The following is a 16,396-nucleotide window of genomic DNA, read 5'->3' as shown; positions in this document are numbered from 1 at the left end:
ATTCTTCTGCGTTCCCCCGGACCACGGTATCGGTCGAATGCCCGACACGCGCCGAACCGGCGGCTGTGCGATGCTGTGCGCTCGCCCCCGCGATCCCATGCCCGAAGACACCACCCTCACCGCTTTCGACGCGGCCCGCGCGCTCGCCTTCATCGGCGACCTGAGCATGGGCCAGCCCATCGACCATTCGCTGCGCACCGCCTGGCTGGCCGGCACGATCGCGACACAGGCCGGCTGCCACGCGGCGCAGGTCGAGGTCGCGCAGCACGTGGCGCTGCTGCGCTGGTCGGGTTGCACGGCGAACGCGCAGGAGTTCGCGGACTTCCTGGAAGACGACGTGCTGGGGCGGCGAGCCCTTCTGGCCTCCGCGCAACCGCGCCTGCGCCAGCCCCACCAAGCGTCCATCCCCGGGGCCGTCGTGGCGATGGCCCAGATCCACTGCGAGATTGCCGGCGACATCGCGAACATGCTCGGCCTGGGGTTCGAGGCCGAAGCCGCACTGCGCGCCGTCTTCGAGGCCTTCGATGGCAGCGGCGTCCCCGGCCTGCTGCAGGGCGAGGGCGTGCCGCTGGCCACCTACGTCGTGGCCCTGGCGAGCGATCTGGAAATCTTCAGCCGCCTCTACGGGCTCGACGAAGCCCTCACGCTCGCGCGGGGACGTGCCGACAGCCTCTACCCCGGCTTCCTGGTCGACGCCTGCGCACCGCACGCTGCGGCGTGGATGACGCGGCTGGATGCGTCGCCCGCGCCGTGGACCGATGCTGCCGATCCGCCGGTGTCGATGCGCCGGCGCGTCGGGCTGGAACTCGTCGGCGACGTGAGCGACCTCAAGCTGCCGTGGATGACGGGCTACTCGCGGCGCGTGGCCCGCCTGGCGCGCGATTGCGGCGCCCAGCTGGGCATGGGTGAAGCGATGTGCCATCGCATCCACCGGGCCGGCCTGATCCACGGCATCGGGCGGGCCGCGGTGCCCAACGCCATCTGGAATGCGCCCGAGCCGCTGCCGGCCGCGTCGATGGAGCGCCTGCGGCTCGTGCCGTACTGGACGTCCCGCGCCGCAGGGCAGATCGACGGTCTCGCGGCAGAAGCAGAGATCGCCTCGTTCGCCTTCGAGCGGCGCGATGGCTCCGGCTACTTCCGTGGCCGCTCCGGCGCGTCGATGCCGCTCGAAGGGCAGGTCGTCGCGGCGGCCGAGCAGTGGGTCTCGCACCGCACCCGCCGCCCGTGGCGACCCGAACTGACCGATGCGCAGGCGCGCGATCACATGCAGGCGGACGTCGAGGCCGGCCGCTTCGACGCGGAGGTCGTCGGTGCGCTGCTCGCCTGCGCGCTCTCGGGCACGCCTGCGAAGCCTGTGGTGCCCGCGCAGGACGACGCGTCGCTGTCCCAGCGCGAGCTGGACGTCCTGCGCTGCATCAGCCAGGGCGACAACACGAAGCAGGTCGCGCGTGCGCTGGGCATCAGTGCGAGCACGGTGCGCACGCACGTCGAACGCGTGTTTCGCAAGCTCGGTTGCTCGACCCGCGCGGCCGCCACGCTGAAGGCCTCTGCCAGAGGCCTGCTGTAGCGGGCCGCGCTATCGTTCAAGCCGCCACTGGTTCTGCTCGGGCGGCCCGTGCAGGCGCTCCAGCATCGAGCTGCCCGCGCAGCATCTCCCACCGCACGCGCGCCGACACGATGCTTTCTTCCTTCACATGCCCGAAGCCGCGGATCTGCTCCGGCAGGCGCGCCAGCGACAGGGCGGTGTTGAAGTCGATGCGCTCGAAGCGCGCGAGCAGGTCTTCGACCATCGCGCGGTAGTCGGCAACCAGCTGGCGCTCCATGCGGCGCTCGGCGGTGCGGCCGAAGGGGTCGAGCGCCGTGCCGCGCAGGCCGCGCAGCTTCGCGAGCACGCGGAAGGCGCCGAGCATCCACGGGCCGAAGCTGGTCTTCAGCGCGCGGCCTTCGGCGTCGCGCCGGCCCAGCACCGGCGGCGCCAGGTGAAAGCGCAGCACCGGCTTGCCTTCGAACTGCTCGCCGAGCTTCTCCATGAAGCGCGGGTCGGCATACAGGCGCGCCACCTCGTACTCGTCCTTGTAGGCCATGAGCTTGAACAGGCCCGAGGCCACGGCCTTGGCCAGCACCGTGCTGCCGCGCGTGCGCTGTTCGGCGTCGCGCACGCGTTCGACGAGGTCCGCGTAGCTGCGCGCATAGGCCGCGTTCTGGTAGGCCGTGAGGAACGCGGTGCGGTCGGCCACCAGCGCCTCGAAGCTCTGGGGCTTCTGCAGCGACACCACCTGCGTCGGCGCAGCCTGGCGCGTGACGGCCGCGAGGTCGAGCGCCGCCTTGCGACCCCAGCGGAACGCGGCCTGGTTGGCCTTCACGGCCACGCCGTTGATCTCGATGGCCTTGTCGAGCGCCTGCGCCGACAGCGGCACGAACCCCTTCTGGAACGCGAAGCCCAGCAGGAACAGGTTGGCCGCGATGGCGTCGCCCATGAGGCGCGTGGCCAGCTGCGTGGCGTCGATGAAGTCGGCGCGGCCTTCCACCGATTCCTCGATGAGCGCACGCACCTGCGCGGCCGGGAACTGCCAGTCGGGCTGCTGCGCGAAGTGCCCAGTCGGCTGCTCGAAGGTGTTGACCAGCGCGTAGGTGCGGCCCGGCCGCATGCGCGCGATGGCGTCGGGCGCGCCGGCCGTGAGCATGTCGCAGCCCAGGATCAGGTCGGCCTCGCCGGTGGGAATGCGCTGCGCCTTCAGTTGCGCCGCGTCGCGCGCGATGCGCACGTGCGACGTGACCGAGCCGTTCTTCTGCGACATGCCCGTCATGTCGAGCACGCTCACGCCCTTGCCTTCGAGGTGCGCCGCCATGCCGATCAGCGCGCCGATGGTGATCACGCCCGTGCCGCCGATGCCGGTGATGAGGATGTTGTGCATGCCTTCGAGCGCGAGCGGCACCGGTGCGGGCAGGGCGGGTTCCTCGGCGGCCTTCACGGCCACGGGTGCGTGCTTGCGCGGCTTCACGCCCTCGACCGTCACGAAGCTCGGGCAGAAGCCCTTGATGCACGACTCGTCGGCGTTGCACGCGCTCTGGTCCACGCTGCGCTTCAGGCCGAGGTCGGTCTGCTTGGGCAGCAGGGCGGTGCAGTTCGACTGCTCGCCGCAGTCGCCGCAGCCTTCGCACACCGCGTCGTTGATGAACACGCGCCGCGCGGCGGGCGGGAACTCGCCCTTCTTGCGGCGGCGGCGCTTCTCGGCCGCGCACACCTGGTCGTAGATCAGCACCGACACGCCCTCGAAGCCGCGCAGCTCGCGCTGCACCGCGTCCATGTCGTCGCGGTGGTGCACGCTCAGCGCAAAGAGACCGTCGCGGTCGGGCGGCAGCAGGCTGCGGTCGGCCCAGCGCGTCGGGTCTTCGGCCACCAGCGCGATGCGCTTCACGCCTTCGGCCGCCACCTGGTGCGCGATGCGCGGCACGGTGATCGGCCCGTCGACCGGCTGGCCGCCCGTCATCGCGACCGCGTCGTTGTAGAGGATCTTGTAGGTGATGTTCACGCCCGCCGCCACGGCCGCGCGAATGGCCAGCGAACCCGAGTGGTAGTAGGTGCCGTCGCCCAGGTTCGCGAACACGTGCTTGCGCTTGGAGAACCACGCCTGCCCCAGCCACGGCGCGCCTTCGCCGCCCATGTGCGTGGTGGTGCGGTTGTGCTCGGGGTAGATGGCCGTGGCCATCACGTGGCAGCCGATGCCCGCGAGCGCCAGGCTGCCTTCGGGCACCTTGGTCGAGGTGTTGTGCGGGCAGCCCGCGCAGTACCAGGCCGGGCGCGAGGGCGTGGCCACGGCCTTGCCGAGCACCACGTCCTTCGCGTCAAGGATCGCCAGCCGCATGCGGATGCGGTCGCTGGTGTGAAAGCGCGCCACGCGCCCGGCGATGACGCGCGCGATCTGCGCCACCGAGAAATCGGCCGTGGCCGGCAGCAGCCACTGGCCGCGCGGGTGCGCACCCCATTCGCCCTGTTCGTCGAACTTGCCGATCACGCGCGGGCGCACGTTCTCGCGCCAGTTGTACAGGTGCTCCTTGAGCTGGTACTCGACGATCTGGCGCTTCTCTTCGACCACCAGGATTTCTTCGAGCCCGTCGGCAAACTCGCGGATCGAGTCGGGCTCCAGCGGCCAGGGCATCGACACCTTGAACAGCCGGATGCCGATGCGCGCGGCTTCGTCGGCGTCGATGCCGAGTTCTTCCAGCGCTTCGAGCACGTCGCGGTACGACTTGCCCGAGGCCACGATGCCCAGCCGCGCCTGCGGCGAATCGATGGTCACGCGGTTCAGGCGGTTCTCGCGCGCATAGGCGATGGCGGCGTAGATCTTGTAGTCCTGCATCAGCGCTTCCTGCTTGCGCGCCTGCACGCCGAGCGTGTCGGTCGACAGCCGCGCATGCACGCCGCCGGGCGGGAACACGAAGTCCTTCGGCAGGCGCGTGTGCACGTCGAGCGCGCCGGCGGCAATGGAGCCCGACGACTCCACCGTGTCGGCCAGCGCCTTGAAGCCGACCGGCAGGCCGGCAAAGCGCGACATCGCAAAGCCGTGCAGGCCCAGCTCGATGTATTCCTCCACGCTCTGCGGGTAGAGCATGGGGATCATCGAGGCGGCGAACAGGTGATCGCTCTGGTTGGGCAGGGTGGACGACGACGCGCCGTGGTCGTCGCCCGCCACCAGCAGGATGCCGCCCTTGGGCGACGTGCCCGCGTGGCTCATGTGCTTGAACACGTCGCCGCAGCGGTCCACGCCGGGCGCCTTGCCGTACCACATGGCGAACACGCCATCGACCGCGCTCTCGCCGGTCAGGTGCACCTGCTGCGTGCCCCACACGGCGGTGGCGGCCAGCTCTTCGTTCACGCCGGGCAGAAACTTGACGGCGTTGGCTTCGAGCTGGGGCTGGGCCTTCCACAGCGCTTCGTCCAGGCCGCCGAGCGGCGAGCCGCGGTAGCCCGAGACAAAGCCCGCGGTGTTCAGGCCGGCCTGCTGGTCGCGCCATTTCTGCACGAGCATGAGGCGCACCAGCGCCTGGATGCCGCTCAGGTAGATCCGGCCTTCGGTGGCCGTGTATTTGTCGTCCAGCGCAACGCTGGCGAGTTCGTGGGTTGCCATGAGAGAAAAGACTCCGGGTAGGACTCGTGGAATGCGGGCGTGGCCCCGGTAGAGGGCCGGCCCGCGAAACGCCTCGCCGGGGTTGCCGCCGAGACAGCGACGATTCTTTCGCACCCCGGCCCGAAAGTGCTTCTTCGTTTCGACGGGGAAACCCGCATTCCGGAAGAACCATCGCCGCCGCCGTCGATTTGCCGAAAGGCCTTCGGCCATGCGTGCGCCAGCGCGCAGGCCCGACAATGTCCGCCCGATCGACCGAGGACCCGATGAGACCCGACCTGGATTCGCTGGCGCTGTTCCTGCGCGCCATTGAGCACGGCAGCCTGTCCAAGGCGGCCGCCGAGAGCCACATGGTGCTGTCGGCCGCGAGCCGGCGCCTGGCCATCCTCGAGAGCCAGCTCGGCGTGGGGCTGCTCAACCGCACCTCGAAGGGCGTGACGCCCACGGGCGCGGGCGAGTCGCTGGCGATGCATGCGCGCCAGATCCTGCGCGACGTGGACCGCATGCGCGCCGACCTGTCGGACTACGCGCAGGGCGCCACCGGCCGCGTGCGGCTGCACGCCAACGCGTCGGCCATGGGCCAGTTCCTGCCCGACGATGTGGCGAGCTTTCGGCTGCGCTACCCCGAGATCCGCGTGAGCGTGGAAGAGCACCGCAGCGTCTACATCGTGCAGGCGATTCGCGACCGCCAGGCCGATGTGGGCGTGATCACCAGCGAGGCGGTCGACCCGGCGCTGCACTTCATTCCGTACCGCACCGACCGGCTCGTGGCCATCGTGCGCCAGAAGCATCCGTGGCGCGGGCGCGAGGTGTCGTTCGAAGAACTGCTCGACTTCGACTTCGTGGGGCTCGAAGACGACTCGGCCATCTCCCGCACCATGGAAGACGCCGCGATGAGCGCGCGCAAGGTGCTGCGTCTGCGCGTGCGCGTGAAGAGCTTCGAGGCCGTGTGCCGGATGATCGAAGCGGGAATGGGCGTGGGCATCCTGCCCGAGGGCGCGGCGGTGACCTACCGCAAGGAGATGAAGCTGCGCTTCATCAACCTCACCGATGCATGGGCGTCACGCCGGATGTACCTGTGTACGCGGCAGGAGGCGTTGAGCTTTCCGCAGCGTCGGTTGGTAGACCATCTGCTGGCGCGAGGGATGCCGTAGGGCGCGGGTTCATTCGGTGCGACGCAGGAACACATGCATGGCGCGCTCGCCCGCCACCTGCCGTTCGCAGCGGTAGCCCAGCGCTGGCAGATCCAGGCCTGCGAACAGCGCTTCCCCCTGGCCCAACAGCACCGGCCGCAAGGCCAGGTGCAGTTCGTCGATCAGGCCGGCCTTCAGGTATTCGCGCACGGTGGCCACACCACCGCCCACCCGCACGTCACGCCCACCCGCGGCGGCCCGTGCCTGCGCCAGTGCATCGTGGATGCCGCCGGTGACGAAGTGGAAGGTGGTGCCGCCTTGCATCGTCAGTGGTGCGCGGGCGTGGTGGGTCAGCACGAAGACCGGCACGTGGTAGGGAGGCTCGTCGCCCCACCAGCCTTTCCAGCTCTCGTCGGGCCAGGGGCCGCGCACCGGCCCGAACATGTTGCGCCCGAGGATCCAGGCCCCCATATCGGCGAAGCCTTGCTCGGCCATCTCGTTGTCGATGCCGGTCTCGCCATCGGCCTTGCCTGTCTGAAGCATCTGCTGCCAGACGCGCGTGGGCATGAACCAGTCCATGAGTTCGGGGCCGCGAACGCCCAGCGGATGCGCCAGACTCTGGTCCGGGCCGGCCGCGAAGCCATCGAGCGAAACACCGAAGCTGCGCACAAGCAATCGAGGCATGGGGTCGTCTCCTGCAAAAGCGGAGCCGCAGTGTAGACCTTGCAACACCGTTGAAAGAGGAGCCGAAGGACATGACACTCAAGCGAATGGACAACATCCTGATCGTTGTCGACGATCTGGAAGCGGTGAAGGCGTTCTTTGTCGAACTGGGCCTGAAGCTCGAGGGCCAGACCACGGTGGAAGGGCCTGCTGTCGGCAGCCCATCGGGCTGGGAGATGTCCGGGCCACCCTCGCCATGCTGCGAACGCCCGATGGGCAGGGAATCGAACTGGACAAGTTCCACACGCCGGATGCGGTCCGGTTCGGGCCCGTGAATGCGCCAGTGAACACCCTGGGTCTTCGCCGCATCATGTTTGCCGTCGATGGCATCGATGCGGTCGTTGCGCGGATGCAAGCCCATGGCGCGGAACTCATCGGCCAGATGCAGTACGAGACGTCCTACCGGCTCGCGTACATCCGGGGGCCCGAGGGCATCATCGTCGGGCTTGCCGAGCAGCTCGGCTGAGGCTCAAAAAAATGCCCCTGCCGCCCGGCAATCGGGCCACAGGGGCAAGTGGCGCATCAGCCTTTCAGCCGAGCACCTCGGTCACGATGCCTGCGCCGACGGTCTTGCCGCCTTCGCGCATGGCGAACCGCATGCCGTTCTCGATGGCCACGGGCTTGTTCAGCTCGAAGCTGATCTGCGCCTGTGCGCCCGGCTCGACCATGCCGGTCTCGGTGTCGACGCGAATGACACCCGTCACGTCGGTCGTGCCGAAGAAGAACTGCGGCTGGTAGCCCGAGCCGAACGGGGTATGGCGACCACCTTCGTCCTTGCTGAGAACGAAGATCTGTGCGCGCCCCGTCCGGTACGGCTTCAGTGCACCGGGCTTCACGACCACCTGGCCTCGCACGACAGCGTCGCGCTTGACCCCGCGCAGCAGCAGGCCGACGTTCATGCCGGCCCGCGCCTCGGCGACGTCCTTGTGAAAGGACTGCACGCCGGTGACGACCACCTGCTCGTCGCCGTCCGCGCTGAGCCCGACGATCTCCAGGCTGTCACTCACGCGGATCACGCCGCGCTCGACACGGCCGCTGACCACGGTGCCGCGGCCCGCGATGGTGTGCACGCCTTCGACAGGCATCATGAACGGCGCGTCGTAGTCGCGCACCGGATCAGGAATGCACGCGTCCAGCGCGTCCACGAGTTCGACGATGCATTGCACGTCCGGGCCTTCGAGATCGCCGCGTTCGGCGGCGGCCAGGGCCTTCAGCGCGCTGCCGAACACGAAGCGGGCATCGTGGTAACCGTGCGCGGCCAGCAGCGCGCCGATCTCCATTTCGATCAGCTGCTCGATCTCCGCACGGTCACTTGCGGCAACGAGGTCCATCTTGTTCACGAACACCACCATGTGGCCGACGTTCACCTGGCGCGCCAGCAGCACATGCTCGATGGTCTGCCGCGCGGCGCCTTCGGTGCCGTCCACCAGCAGGATCGCGCCGTCCATCTGCGAGGCGCCGGTGATCATGTTCTTGATGTAGTCGGCATGCCCGGGGCAGTCGATGTGTGCGTAGTGACGGACGTCCGACTCGTACTCGACGTGCGAGGTATTGATCGTGATGCCGCGCTCGCGCTCTTCCTTTGCGTTGTCGATCTGTCCATAGGACAGCGCATCGCCGCCAAAGCGCGCGGCCTGCACGAAGGTCAGAGCAGCCGTCAGCGTCGTCTTGCCATGGTCGACGTGACCGATGGTTCCGACATTCACATGAACCTTGTTGTTCATCATGTTTCTCTCCAGTTTGAGATTGAAAAACCGACGCGATTCGCTGGCCAGGCGAAACGGTCGGCGGGTTGTCGGTGCGCGCGCACCAAACTCGCGGTGCCCGCCATGCGGGCAAAAGAAAAGCCTGCCGGGGTGGACCACCCGACAGGCTTTTTTTCTTGCCTGAAGGATGGACCTCCAGGCGCACGAGGGCCTGGAGGCTCTACACGAACCACTCCACGGAGTTGACGCACAGCACTGCGCCGGCAGCGCGTGCGGCGGAAGAAAGAAGCTCTCGTTCGGGGCTCATGTCCAAATCTCCAAGTGGGCAAACGGAAAACAAAAAACCCGGTGGCTTGAGGCCTACCGGGTCTTGTGAAACTCAGGAGGCCGAGCCTCCAGGTGAAAAGGCTCTAGGAACGCAATTCGGCAAAAAAGGCGCGCAGCGAAATCACCGCGACTGCGCGGGTCATCGATGCATCTTGCGTGGTCAGGAACTGCTTCATGGGGCTCTCGTGCGGTTGGGTGTTGGCCGCAACGCGATGGTTGATCTTTGGGGGAGCGCAGGCTAACACCGCGATGGCGATCCGGCAACAGGAGCGTTGCACGCATGCAGCAATGGTTGCGCAGCGCTTTGTCGCAGATGCCGGCAGGTTGCGTTCGTGGCGTCGTGGTGCAGGCCGATGCAGATGATGGCCGGTTGAATGACCGATTCTTCGCGAGGAACTGGGGAGCGGGAATGGCAGCAACGGGCCCGAAGCAGCTGTATGTCTTGCTCCGAAGCGGCCCTTCGGAATCCGACCTGGCCGCGTCCATCTGCGTCAGCGTTGCAAACGCTTGTAGAAGCTGCGCAGGCGCGACAGGTGTGCAACAACATCCAGAACGCAGTACGCAGCTGTCAGAGTTCACGTCCACCAGGTGGCGTGGGGCTGTCGTCGCGCGGCGTCTTTTGCCGGCGCGCAGGAAGAAGCGCGGGGCGAGGCGCCAACCCGTCAGTCAACGCCTGCGCTCTGCTTCTTGCTCTCAGTACAAATGAACTGGGTAGCCGCCGCCGGCGGTATTGCCCGAATTGGGCTCTGCAGGCTGCGAGACCGCCAGCGTGCCGCCGTCGGCCGAGAGCGCCAGGGAGACGGCGAACCCGGCACTGCCAGTGCTCGCGTCCGGGCCCTCCAGCCGGGCCTGTTGGGCCCAAGCCCCGCTCGTGCGCGTGTACACGTACGCCGCACCTGGGAGACGGAAGGTCAAGGACCCGGCGCGTGCGCAGTTCTCCCCGACCGCCAGCGTGGCGCCATCCGCCGACAGGGCCACGCCGCCCATGCCAAAGCACTGTTCGGCACTCGTGGCCGGGGGCTTGACATGGCCCTGCTGGGCCCAGCTGCCATCTGTTCGGCTGTACACGTACACGGTGCCACCCGGACGCACGCTGGTGTTCCCCTGGTTGCCGTCGATGCCGGTGGCGCTGCTGAACTCGCCGGGTGCCGCGACCGCCAGCATGGTGCCGTCAGCCGAGAGGGCAACGCTCACGCCAAAAATCGCGCTGGCAGGGTTGAACGCCTTCACATAGGCCTGCTGGGTCCAGGTGCCGTTCGTACGGACGTACATGTACACCGCACCAGCGAGGGGCCTGCTGTTTTCCGGGTCTGCGTACCCGCCGGGCTTGACGCCCGAGGTGCCGCTGTCCTCGAACGGCGCCCCGACCGCCAGCGTGGCGCCATCGGCGGAGAGCGCCAAGCTCAGTCCGAAGTGGTCCCCTGCATCGGTGTTCGACGCCTTCACGTAGGCCTGCTGGACCCACGTGCCGTTGCTGCGGGTGTACAGGTACACCGCGCCTGCGTAGGGCGCACTGTTGTTGAGCTGGTCGCCGTCTACGCCGGTGGCGCCGCTCGATTCAGAGTCCGCCCCGACCGCCAGCGTCGCGCCATCGGCAGAGAGTGCCACGCTGTTGCCGAAGTGGCCGCCCGCCGTCCTCGCGCCTTTCACATAGGCTTGCTGGGCCCAGGCGCCATTCCGATGGGTATAGACGTACACCGCACCGGTGTCGGTCGCGCTGTTGTCCGCTTGGCCGACGTCGATGCCGTAGGCGCTGCTGTCCTCGGCGGGCGCACTGACCGCCAGCGTCGCGCCATCGGCTGAGAGCGCCACGCTCATTCCGAAGTTGTCCCCTGCATCGGTGTTCGAGGCTTTCACATAGGCCTGCTGGACCCAGGCGCCGTTCACGCGGGTGTACACGTACACCGCGCCGGCCCCCCGTGCGCTGTCGTTCGACTGGTCGCCTCCAATGCCGGTGGCGTTGCTCTCCTCCTGGGGCGCGCCGACTGCGAGCGTGGTGCCATCGCCTGACAGGGTCATGCTGATGCCGAACAGGTCGTAAACGCCGGCGTTGGACGCCTTGACGTGGCCGATGGCCTTGACCGGGTCGGGTACGAGCGCGGCCGACGCCGGCCCGCAGCCCGACGCGTTGCACGCCCGCACGGTGTAGCTGGCGTTCAGGCGCAGGTGCAGCGCCACGGTGTACTGCAGCGTGGTCACGCCCACGTTGGCGCCGACCTGGCTGGCATTCGCCGCACCGGCGCCGTCGGGGTCTTCCTGCAGTTGGTAGTAGCTTGCCCCTGCCACCGGGCTCCAGCTGAAGTCGTAGCGCTGGGCTGCATAGCCCACGGCCAGGTCGGCCGGCGCGCTGGCCGGCACGGGCACCGCCACGCCCTGGCAGCTCACGGCGACGTCGCTCACCGGCGCATCCGCGTGGCCCCGATCGTTGACCACCGCGCACAGCTGGCCCTCGGGTTGGGCGAAGACGGTGACCTGGTAGCGCGCGCCGCTGGCCACCGGCGTGGTGAAGCGGAAGGCGCCATCGGCCGCGATGGCCAGGTCGTCGCCCGCGTTGTTCTGCAGCACGAGGCCGGGTGCCGCCAAGCCGCTGACCGTGCCGCCGATGGCATAGGTTGCAGTGGGCGGCGCTGTCGGTGCAGTGCCTACAGCCGAAGGAGGTACGGCCCCAGTGGCTGAACCGCGATGGTCCCCACCGCCGCAGCTGGCGAGCAGCGTCGCCGTCAGCAGCGCGGCCGAGGTTGCCGAGCGCCGACCTTGCCAGCAGGTCCAGAGGCGGCGTGAGCAATGGGTGGCAAGGGCGGACGCTACCAGCGCCTCGTTCCAGATACTGGACAGCGCAAGCCGAGGAAGAGAAAGGGACGAGCGCATGGGGGCCTTGATGGATGCAGACCGGCGCGATCCTAAGCACGCGCTGGTGGGAGCGCATTGGACTAAAGTCTCATGCCCACCGCCGTTTTCGCCCGTTCGCCAACAGCGAAGCCTTACCAGGGGATGCTTCGCCCGCTCAAGAATTTCTTTGGCTCTCGAGAAAACGTCGGCTTTGAAGCGCTGCCAAGGTCGGCTCAGGGCCCTAAGCGGCCGTTGCCCGGGCGAGAAAGCAGACGTTCAGAACCCCTGGGCGCCCAGCGCCTAACCGTTGTAGATGTAGAAGACCTTCTGCAGGCCTGGAGCAACTATCAATATTCCGGTGCGCTCGTGCGAGAGGAAGCTCCCGTCATTGGCGAGTGCATCGTTGATTTGCTGTCTGACCGTTGGGTCGATGTCAATGCCAAAACCATAGCGATTCAAATAGTCCGCTACGTCAAACGAAAAGACGCTGTTGGCGTGAGCGTCGGAGCCTTCCAACTGGGCAGGCGTCGTTTGCCAAGAGTGAGCTCTGCCAAGTCCGTTGGCGAGCGTCTCCGGCGGCAAGTCCTGCAGATAGCGAATTCCTTGATTCTGAATGGCTGTTGCGGTGGGGACTGGCAGGGCATATGCGATGACACCTGTCTCATTGCCTCCCGGACCGAAGCCCCAGGAGTCCCCCTTCGCATATCGAACCCCAGTCACACCCAGCCCCGTGGGAACGAAGCCGAGTCTGTGCCTTTCCCGCGCAAGACCAGCAACAAAGTATGCGCAGGCACCCAGCATCGCAATGGTGCCGACGCAGATGGTCAACCTTCTCGCGGTCGACTTGAGCGTGTTTAGGGGCATTCGGAATCGGAAGAGCTGCGTTCTATGCCTACGTTAGCGGCGGAGCGCTGAGGTTGTGCGAAGTCAGTGTGAAGACTCGATGGAAGGCGGCTCCTGACCGAACATGGGCATGGCGGTTTCTAGGATGTCGGGGCGCCGGTTCCATCGATAACCTCTGCTGATGCCCCCAATTCTCGAAGAGAGAGCACGAACTGATGTGCTTCCGCGTCAGGAACCTCGACTCGCTGACGTTCATCGCGGAGCACTCCGTCGGTAATGGCCTTGGCTTTCGCCAATCCCACGCCGGTTGCAGCTCGCAAGGTCGTTGTGCAGGAGACCTTCAGAAAACCAGGTCGCCATCCGGTGATTTCAATGTTTGCCATCGTCAGAAGGTATTCGCGTTGAGGGTCTCGTCGAATGACTGGTTTTGGCCGACTGTAGCCGCCTACAACCGATCAGCCGGCTAGATTCCCGTCAGTCGCATCGCAAAGCCATTGCTCAAACCATTCGACCGGCATGCGCACCTGCTCAAACGAGCCAGTGCGAAGTTCCTGGAACGAGTACGTGTTGGTAAGAAATAGGTCCCACTGGGTGTCCACAGCAGTGAGGATGGGGAGTAGCCGCTCGACGTCGGGGGGAGCATCCACCTCTAGGTACTGACACCAGAATTGGTCACACCACTCCGCAATTTTCTCGTGCGAATATGGTGAGCCCGCGGACAGCGCACCCCAACGTAGCATCTGAACGGCTGCCGCGACGGTGAACGGCATATCAACGGGTGCATGTGATGGTGTGCTCATTTGAAGGCTTCGCGCGAATGTCCGGTCGTGGCCGACTGGAGCCAGCAGCATGCTACCTTCCGGACCGATACGGCTCGTTGGAATCACAGATGGACGTACATCAGCCTCGCCGCCCGCACCGACCCGGTTGGTTGCCCGTTGTCGACGCCGCGCGTTGCACGGGCTGCGGCTGGTGTGTCGCCGCGTGCGACCTTCACCTTCTCAGTCTCGAAGTCGAGCAATGGAAGAAGTTGTCGACGCTTCAAGACGCGGATCGGTGCACGGGCTGCAGCGATTGCGCAGTGACTTGCCCTTTTCATGCGATCACCATGCGAAAGGGCTGAAACGCCTCCGGCGCCCGGCTCGCCGCTCGGGCAATCCGCAGACCCGGGCGCGTGAGCCGGACGGTCGCGGGTGTCATGCCCCGTTCGACCATCCCGAAGAAGTCTCTTCCCGAGGCCTCTCACCCCGGCTCAGCTTTGGGGCTTTGCGAATTCCTCTGCGCTCATCATCTCCAGGCCGACGAACGGCGCGTTGCCTTCGACCCATGCGTCGTGACCCGGCGGAATGGTGTACGACATGCCCTCCTCGATGACGGTCTGCGAGCCGTCATCCATTTGCACGGTGACTCGGCCGGAGACCGCGTACCCGACGTGAGCCACCTGGCAACTGTCCGTGCCCACGACCGGCTTGATGCACTTCGACCAGCGCCATCCGGGCTCGAACTTGAAGCGTCCGAGCGTGTAGCCCTCGAGGCGGACCACTTCGACCCGGGTCTTCTCGGGCTCCCGAACCTCATCCGGTTCGTCATGGGATTTCGTCTGAAGCTTGTTGACGTTCATCGGGCTTGCCATCGCGACTCTCCTTGCGACACGAGTGAGCAAACAGTCCGCGGCAGTCTCGTGCCGAACCGCACGTGAACGATGGAATGGTAGTCCTGGGCCACGCTTGCCGTGATCTATTTCTTGCCCGGAAGTGCCGCTTTTTCGATGAGCGTCATGTGGCAGTTTGCGTAAGCCGGGTTACAGAAAATCTTCGTCCACCACCAGCGACAGCACGGACCAGCGCAGTCGCTGGGCCCAGTTCGATTCGGGCTCCCGGTGAAGCACCCAGCGGCGTCCGTCGCGCAGGAAGCTCCATTGCAAGCCGCCTCGCAGAGGTACCTCGCTCACGGTGAAGCTCGCGGGCATGCGCACGCGCTGGATCAGGTCGGCCAGTTCGCCGGCCAGCGCGGGGCTGTCGACGATCAGGCCCAGTTCGGTGTTGCAGTGCGCCGAGCGTCGGTCCATGTTCATCGACCCCACGTAGAACCATCGCCGGTCGACCACCGCGAGCTTGGCGTGCAGGCGCCCGAGCGAGCCGCGGCCGCTGTCGGTGTCGCTCCAGGCCGGATGCGCTTCGCTGGCCGGCATCAGCTCGTACAGCATGGCGCCCATCTGCAGGAGGGCGCTGCGGTAGCGCGCGTAGCCATAGTGCACCAGCGGTTCGTCGGTGGTGGCGAGCGAATTGGTCATCAGCGACACGCGCGCGCCCTCGCGGCTCGCATGGCTCAGCGCCTCGATCATGCGGGGCATGGGCACGAAGTAGGGCGAGACGACGAGCACCTCCGAGCGCGCGGTCCGGAACAGGTCGAGGTTCGCGGCCATGACTGCGCCCTCGCGGCCTTGCGGCTCAGCGATCTCGTCGACGTTGCCGCCGGCATCATCAGCGAAGCGGCCTGGCACCGCCGCGTCCGCAACCACGCGCACCTGCGCAGGCACCAGCGCGACGCGCCCCTGCGCCAGCTGCGCGCCGACCGGGCCGCGTCCCAGCGCATCGGGTTCGTCGGCAGGCGGCATGAAGCGCGCGAGGTCGCGCACCAGCGCGGCGAAGCGTTCGCGCGCAGGAGCCGCTGCCGGGGCGCTTTCGGCCGCGATGGCTTCGAAGGGGTACGACAGCGGCCCGTTCCAGAAGGCGTCGAAGCTCGCCGACAGCGCGCGCACCGCCGGCCCGGCCACCAGTGCGTCCATGTCGATGAAGTTCGCCGGCTTGCTGCGCCCGAAGTACTCGTCGGCGATGTTGCGTCCGCCGGTGATGGCGAAGCTGTTGTCGGCAATGAAGAGCTTGTTGTGCATGCGCCGGTTCACGCGGCCGATCTCGTGCAGCGACAGCAGCACGCGCGTGCGCAGGCCGCCGCTGCGCGCCGGCAACGGGTTGAAGACGCGCACTTCCACGTTGGCGTGCGCGGCCAGCCCGGCCAGCATCTCGTCGTCTCCGCCCGTGTACAGGTCGTCGACCAGCAGGCGCACGCGCACGCCGCGCTGCGCCGCGTCGCGCAGCTCGCGCAGGAACTGCCGCCCCGCGCTGTCTGGGGCCACCACGTAGTACTGCGCGTCGAGGGTGTGTTGTGCGGCCTGCGCGAGTGCGATGCGTGCGTCGAAGGCCTGGTCGCCGCCCGGCAGCAGGCGCACGCCGGATACATCGGACATCGCGGACATCGCGGACATCGCGCTGTCCGCAGCCGGCAGCGACGCGGCGGCGATGCGCGCCAGGGGGCTGTCCCCGAGGTCGGTGCGCGCGTGCGACGCGACACGGGGTACCTCGTTGGGCAATGCAGCGCAGCCAGCGAGCAGCGAGACGGCGAGCATGGCCGCGGCGCACAGCCAGCGGGCGAGCGCCACATGGTGCAGCGCCAGGATGCACAAGCGGCACGCAAGGGGCTCCCATGCGGCACGCAGCGCGGCAAGAGATTGGGGGGTGTTCATGGCGGTCCTCGGTGCATCGGATGCGAAGTGGCGATCGATGCAGGCAGTTTTCCGCGCGGCGCCCGCCGCAACCATTGCGCGCAGCGCCTAGTCCCCGGCGTGGCCATCCGACTAGGCCTTTGGTGTAGGTGCGCACGCTCGCTTCTTGGGGGGCTTTGCGCTAATCTGCATTCAGGACGGGGAGGG

12 protein-coding genes and 1 pseudogene are annotated in these 16,396 nt (G+C 67.3%); 4 read left to right on the top strand and 9 right to left on the bottom strand.

Translation table 11 applies throughout. The features are described from left to right. The first annotated feature begins 97 nt into the window (after window positions 1-97). Window positions 98-1,567, top strand: coding sequence for an HD domain-containing phosphohydrolase (locus ACAM52_RS19310; RefSeq protein WP_369644327.1), 1,470 nt, complete (start codon window positions 98-100; stop codon window positions 1,565-1,567). Between the two features lie 16 nt (window positions 1,568-1,583). On the opposite strand, the gene ACAM52_RS19305 is transcribed toward ACAM52_RS19310, so the two are convergent. Continuing rightward, window positions 1,584-5,129, bottom strand: a complete 3,546-nt coding sequence (locus ACAM52_RS19305; protein ID WP_369644326.1) for an indolepyruvate ferredoxin oxidoreductase family protein — start codon at window positions 5,127-5,129, stop codon at window positions 1,584-1,586. A gap of 263 nt (window positions 5,130-5,392) precedes the next feature. On the opposite strand from ACAM52_RS19305, the gene ACAM52_RS19300 reads away from it, so the two are divergent. Next, window positions 5,393-6,280 (top strand): LysR family transcriptional regulator, encoded by an 888-nt coding sequence (locus tag ACAM52_RS19300; protein ID WP_062472076.1) that lies wholly within the window; start codon window positions 5,393-5,395, stop codon window positions 6,278-6,280. Window positions 6,281-6,289: 9 nt separating this feature from the next. Here the strand turns inward: ACAM52_RS19300 and ACAM52_RS19295 are convergent, their stop codons facing one another. After that, window positions 6,290-6,943 (bottom strand): dihydrofolate reductase family protein, encoded by a 654-nt coding sequence (locus ACAM52_RS19295; protein WP_307637266.1) that lies wholly within the window; start codon window positions 6,941-6,943, stop codon window positions 6,290-6,292. 71 nt (window positions 6,944-7,014) lie between these two features. Here ACAM52_RS19295 and ACAM52_RS19290 point away from each other — a divergent pair. Continuing rightward, window positions 7,015-7,448, top strand: a pseudogene (locus ACAM52_RS19290) (VOC family protein). A 64-nt stretch (window positions 7,449-7,512) separates the two neighbouring features. Here ACAM52_RS19290 and tuf read toward each other — a convergent pair. From tuf to ACAM52_RS19265, 5 genes are all read right to left on the bottom strand, one after another. Beyond that, window positions 7,513-8,706 carry an elongation factor Tu gene (gene tuf, locus ACAM52_RS19285; RefSeq protein ID WP_369644325.1) on the bottom strand — a complete coding sequence of 398 codons (1,194 nt, stop codon included), beginning with the start codon at window positions 8,704-8,706 and terminating at the stop codon, window positions 7,513-7,515. 1,002 nt (window positions 8,707-9,708) lie between these two features. Next, on the bottom strand, window positions 9,709-11,598 hold the full coding sequence (locus ACAM52_RS19280; protein WP_369644324.1) for an integrin: 1,890 nt from the start codon (window positions 11,596-11,598) through the stop codon (window positions 9,709-9,711). Between the two features lie 546 nt (window positions 11,599-12,144). Beyond that, the gene (locus tag ACAM52_RS19275; RefSeq protein ID WP_369644323.1) at window positions 12,145-12,672 is read right to left on the bottom strand and encodes a hypothetical protein; all 528 of its coding nucleotides are present in this window, start codon (window positions 12,670-12,672) and stop codon (window positions 12,145-12,147) included. A 155-nt stretch (window positions 12,673-12,827) separates the two neighbouring features. Beyond that, window positions 12,828-13,070 (bottom strand): hypothetical protein, encoded by a 243-nt coding sequence (locus ACAM52_RS19270; RefSeq protein WP_369644322.1) that lies wholly within the window; start codon window positions 13,068-13,070, stop codon window positions 12,828-12,830. A 72-nt stretch (window positions 13,071-13,142) separates the two neighbouring features. Continuing rightward, window positions 13,143-13,538: a hypothetical protein gene (locus ACAM52_RS19265; protein WP_369644321.1), complete on the bottom strand. Its 396-nt coding sequence runs from the start codon at window positions 13,536-13,538 to the stop codon at window positions 13,143-13,145. A 38-nt stretch (window positions 13,539-13,576) separates the two neighbouring features. Here ACAM52_RS19265 and ACAM52_RS19260 point away from each other — a divergent pair, with 38 nt between their 5' ends. Then, on the top strand, window positions 13,577-13,810 hold the full coding sequence (locus ACAM52_RS19260) for an ATP-binding protein (RefSeq protein WP_082818010.1): 234 nt from the start codon (window positions 13,577-13,579) through the stop codon (window positions 13,808-13,810). Between the two features lie 129 nt (window positions 13,811-13,939). On the opposite strand, the gene ACAM52_RS19255 is transcribed toward ACAM52_RS19260, so the two are convergent. Further along, window positions 13,940-14,320, bottom strand: a complete 381-nt coding sequence (locus ACAM52_RS19255; RefSeq protein WP_062472060.1) for a cupin domain-containing protein — start codon at window positions 14,318-14,320, stop codon at window positions 13,940-13,942. 168 nt (window positions 14,321-14,488) lie between these two features. After that, window positions 14,489-16,210 carry a phospholipase D family protein gene (locus tag ACAM52_RS19250; RefSeq protein ID WP_369644320.1) on the bottom strand — a complete coding sequence of 574 codons (1,722 nt, stop codon included), beginning with the start codon at window positions 16,208-16,210 and terminating at the stop codon, window positions 14,489-14,491. Window positions 16,211-16,396: the final 186 nt, after the last annotated feature.

This window comes from Variovorax sp. V118 (genome assembly GCF_041154445.1).
In the GTDB taxonomy this organism is placed as follows: Bacteria; Pseudomonadota; Gammaproteobacteria; order Burkholderiales; family Burkholderiaceae_C; genus Variovorax; species Variovorax boronicumulans.
The sequence above is the reverse complement of the archived record's forward strand: the minus strand, read 5'-3'. Positions and strand labels throughout refer to the sequence as shown.

Coding starts and splice junctions, on each gene's coding strand:
- ACAM52_RS19270 (WP_369644322.1), bottom strand. CDS start 13,070: ATGGCAAACATTGAAATCACCGGATGGCGACCTGGTTTTCTGAAGGTC.
- ACAM52_RS19260 (WP_082818010.1), top strand. CDS start 13,577: ATGGACGTACATCAGCCTCGCCGCCCGCACCGACCCGGTTGGTTGCCC.
- tuf (WP_369644325.1), bottom strand. CDS start 8,706: ATGAACAACAAGGTTCATGTGAATGTCGGAACCATCGGTCACGTCGAC.
- ACAM52_RS19300 (WP_062472076.1), top strand. CDS start 5,393: ATGAGACCCGACCTGGATTCGCTGGCGCTGTTCCTGCGCGCCATTGAG.
- ACAM52_RS19305 (WP_369644326.1), bottom strand. CDS start 5,129: ATGGCAACCCACGAACTCGCCAGCGTTGCGCTGGACGACAAATACACG.
- ACAM52_RS19255 (WP_062472060.1), bottom strand. CDS start 14,320: ATGGCAAGCCCGATGAACGTCAACAAGCTTCAGACGAAATCCCATGAC.
- ACAM52_RS19310 (WP_369644327.1), top strand. CDS start 98: ATGCCCGAAGACACCACCCTCACCGCTTTCGACGCGGCCCGCGCGCTC.
- ACAM52_RS19250 (WP_369644320.1), bottom strand. CDS start 16,210: ATGAACACCCCCCAATCTCTTGCCGCGCTGCGTGCCGCATGGGAGCCC.
- ACAM52_RS19295 (WP_307637266.1), bottom strand. CDS start 6,943: ATGCCTCGATTGCTTGTGCGCAGCTTCGGTGTTTCGCTCGATGGCTTC.
- ACAM52_RS19265 (WP_369644321.1), bottom strand. CDS start 13,538: ATGCTGCTGGCTCCAGTCGGCCACGACCGGACATTCGCGCGAAGCCTT.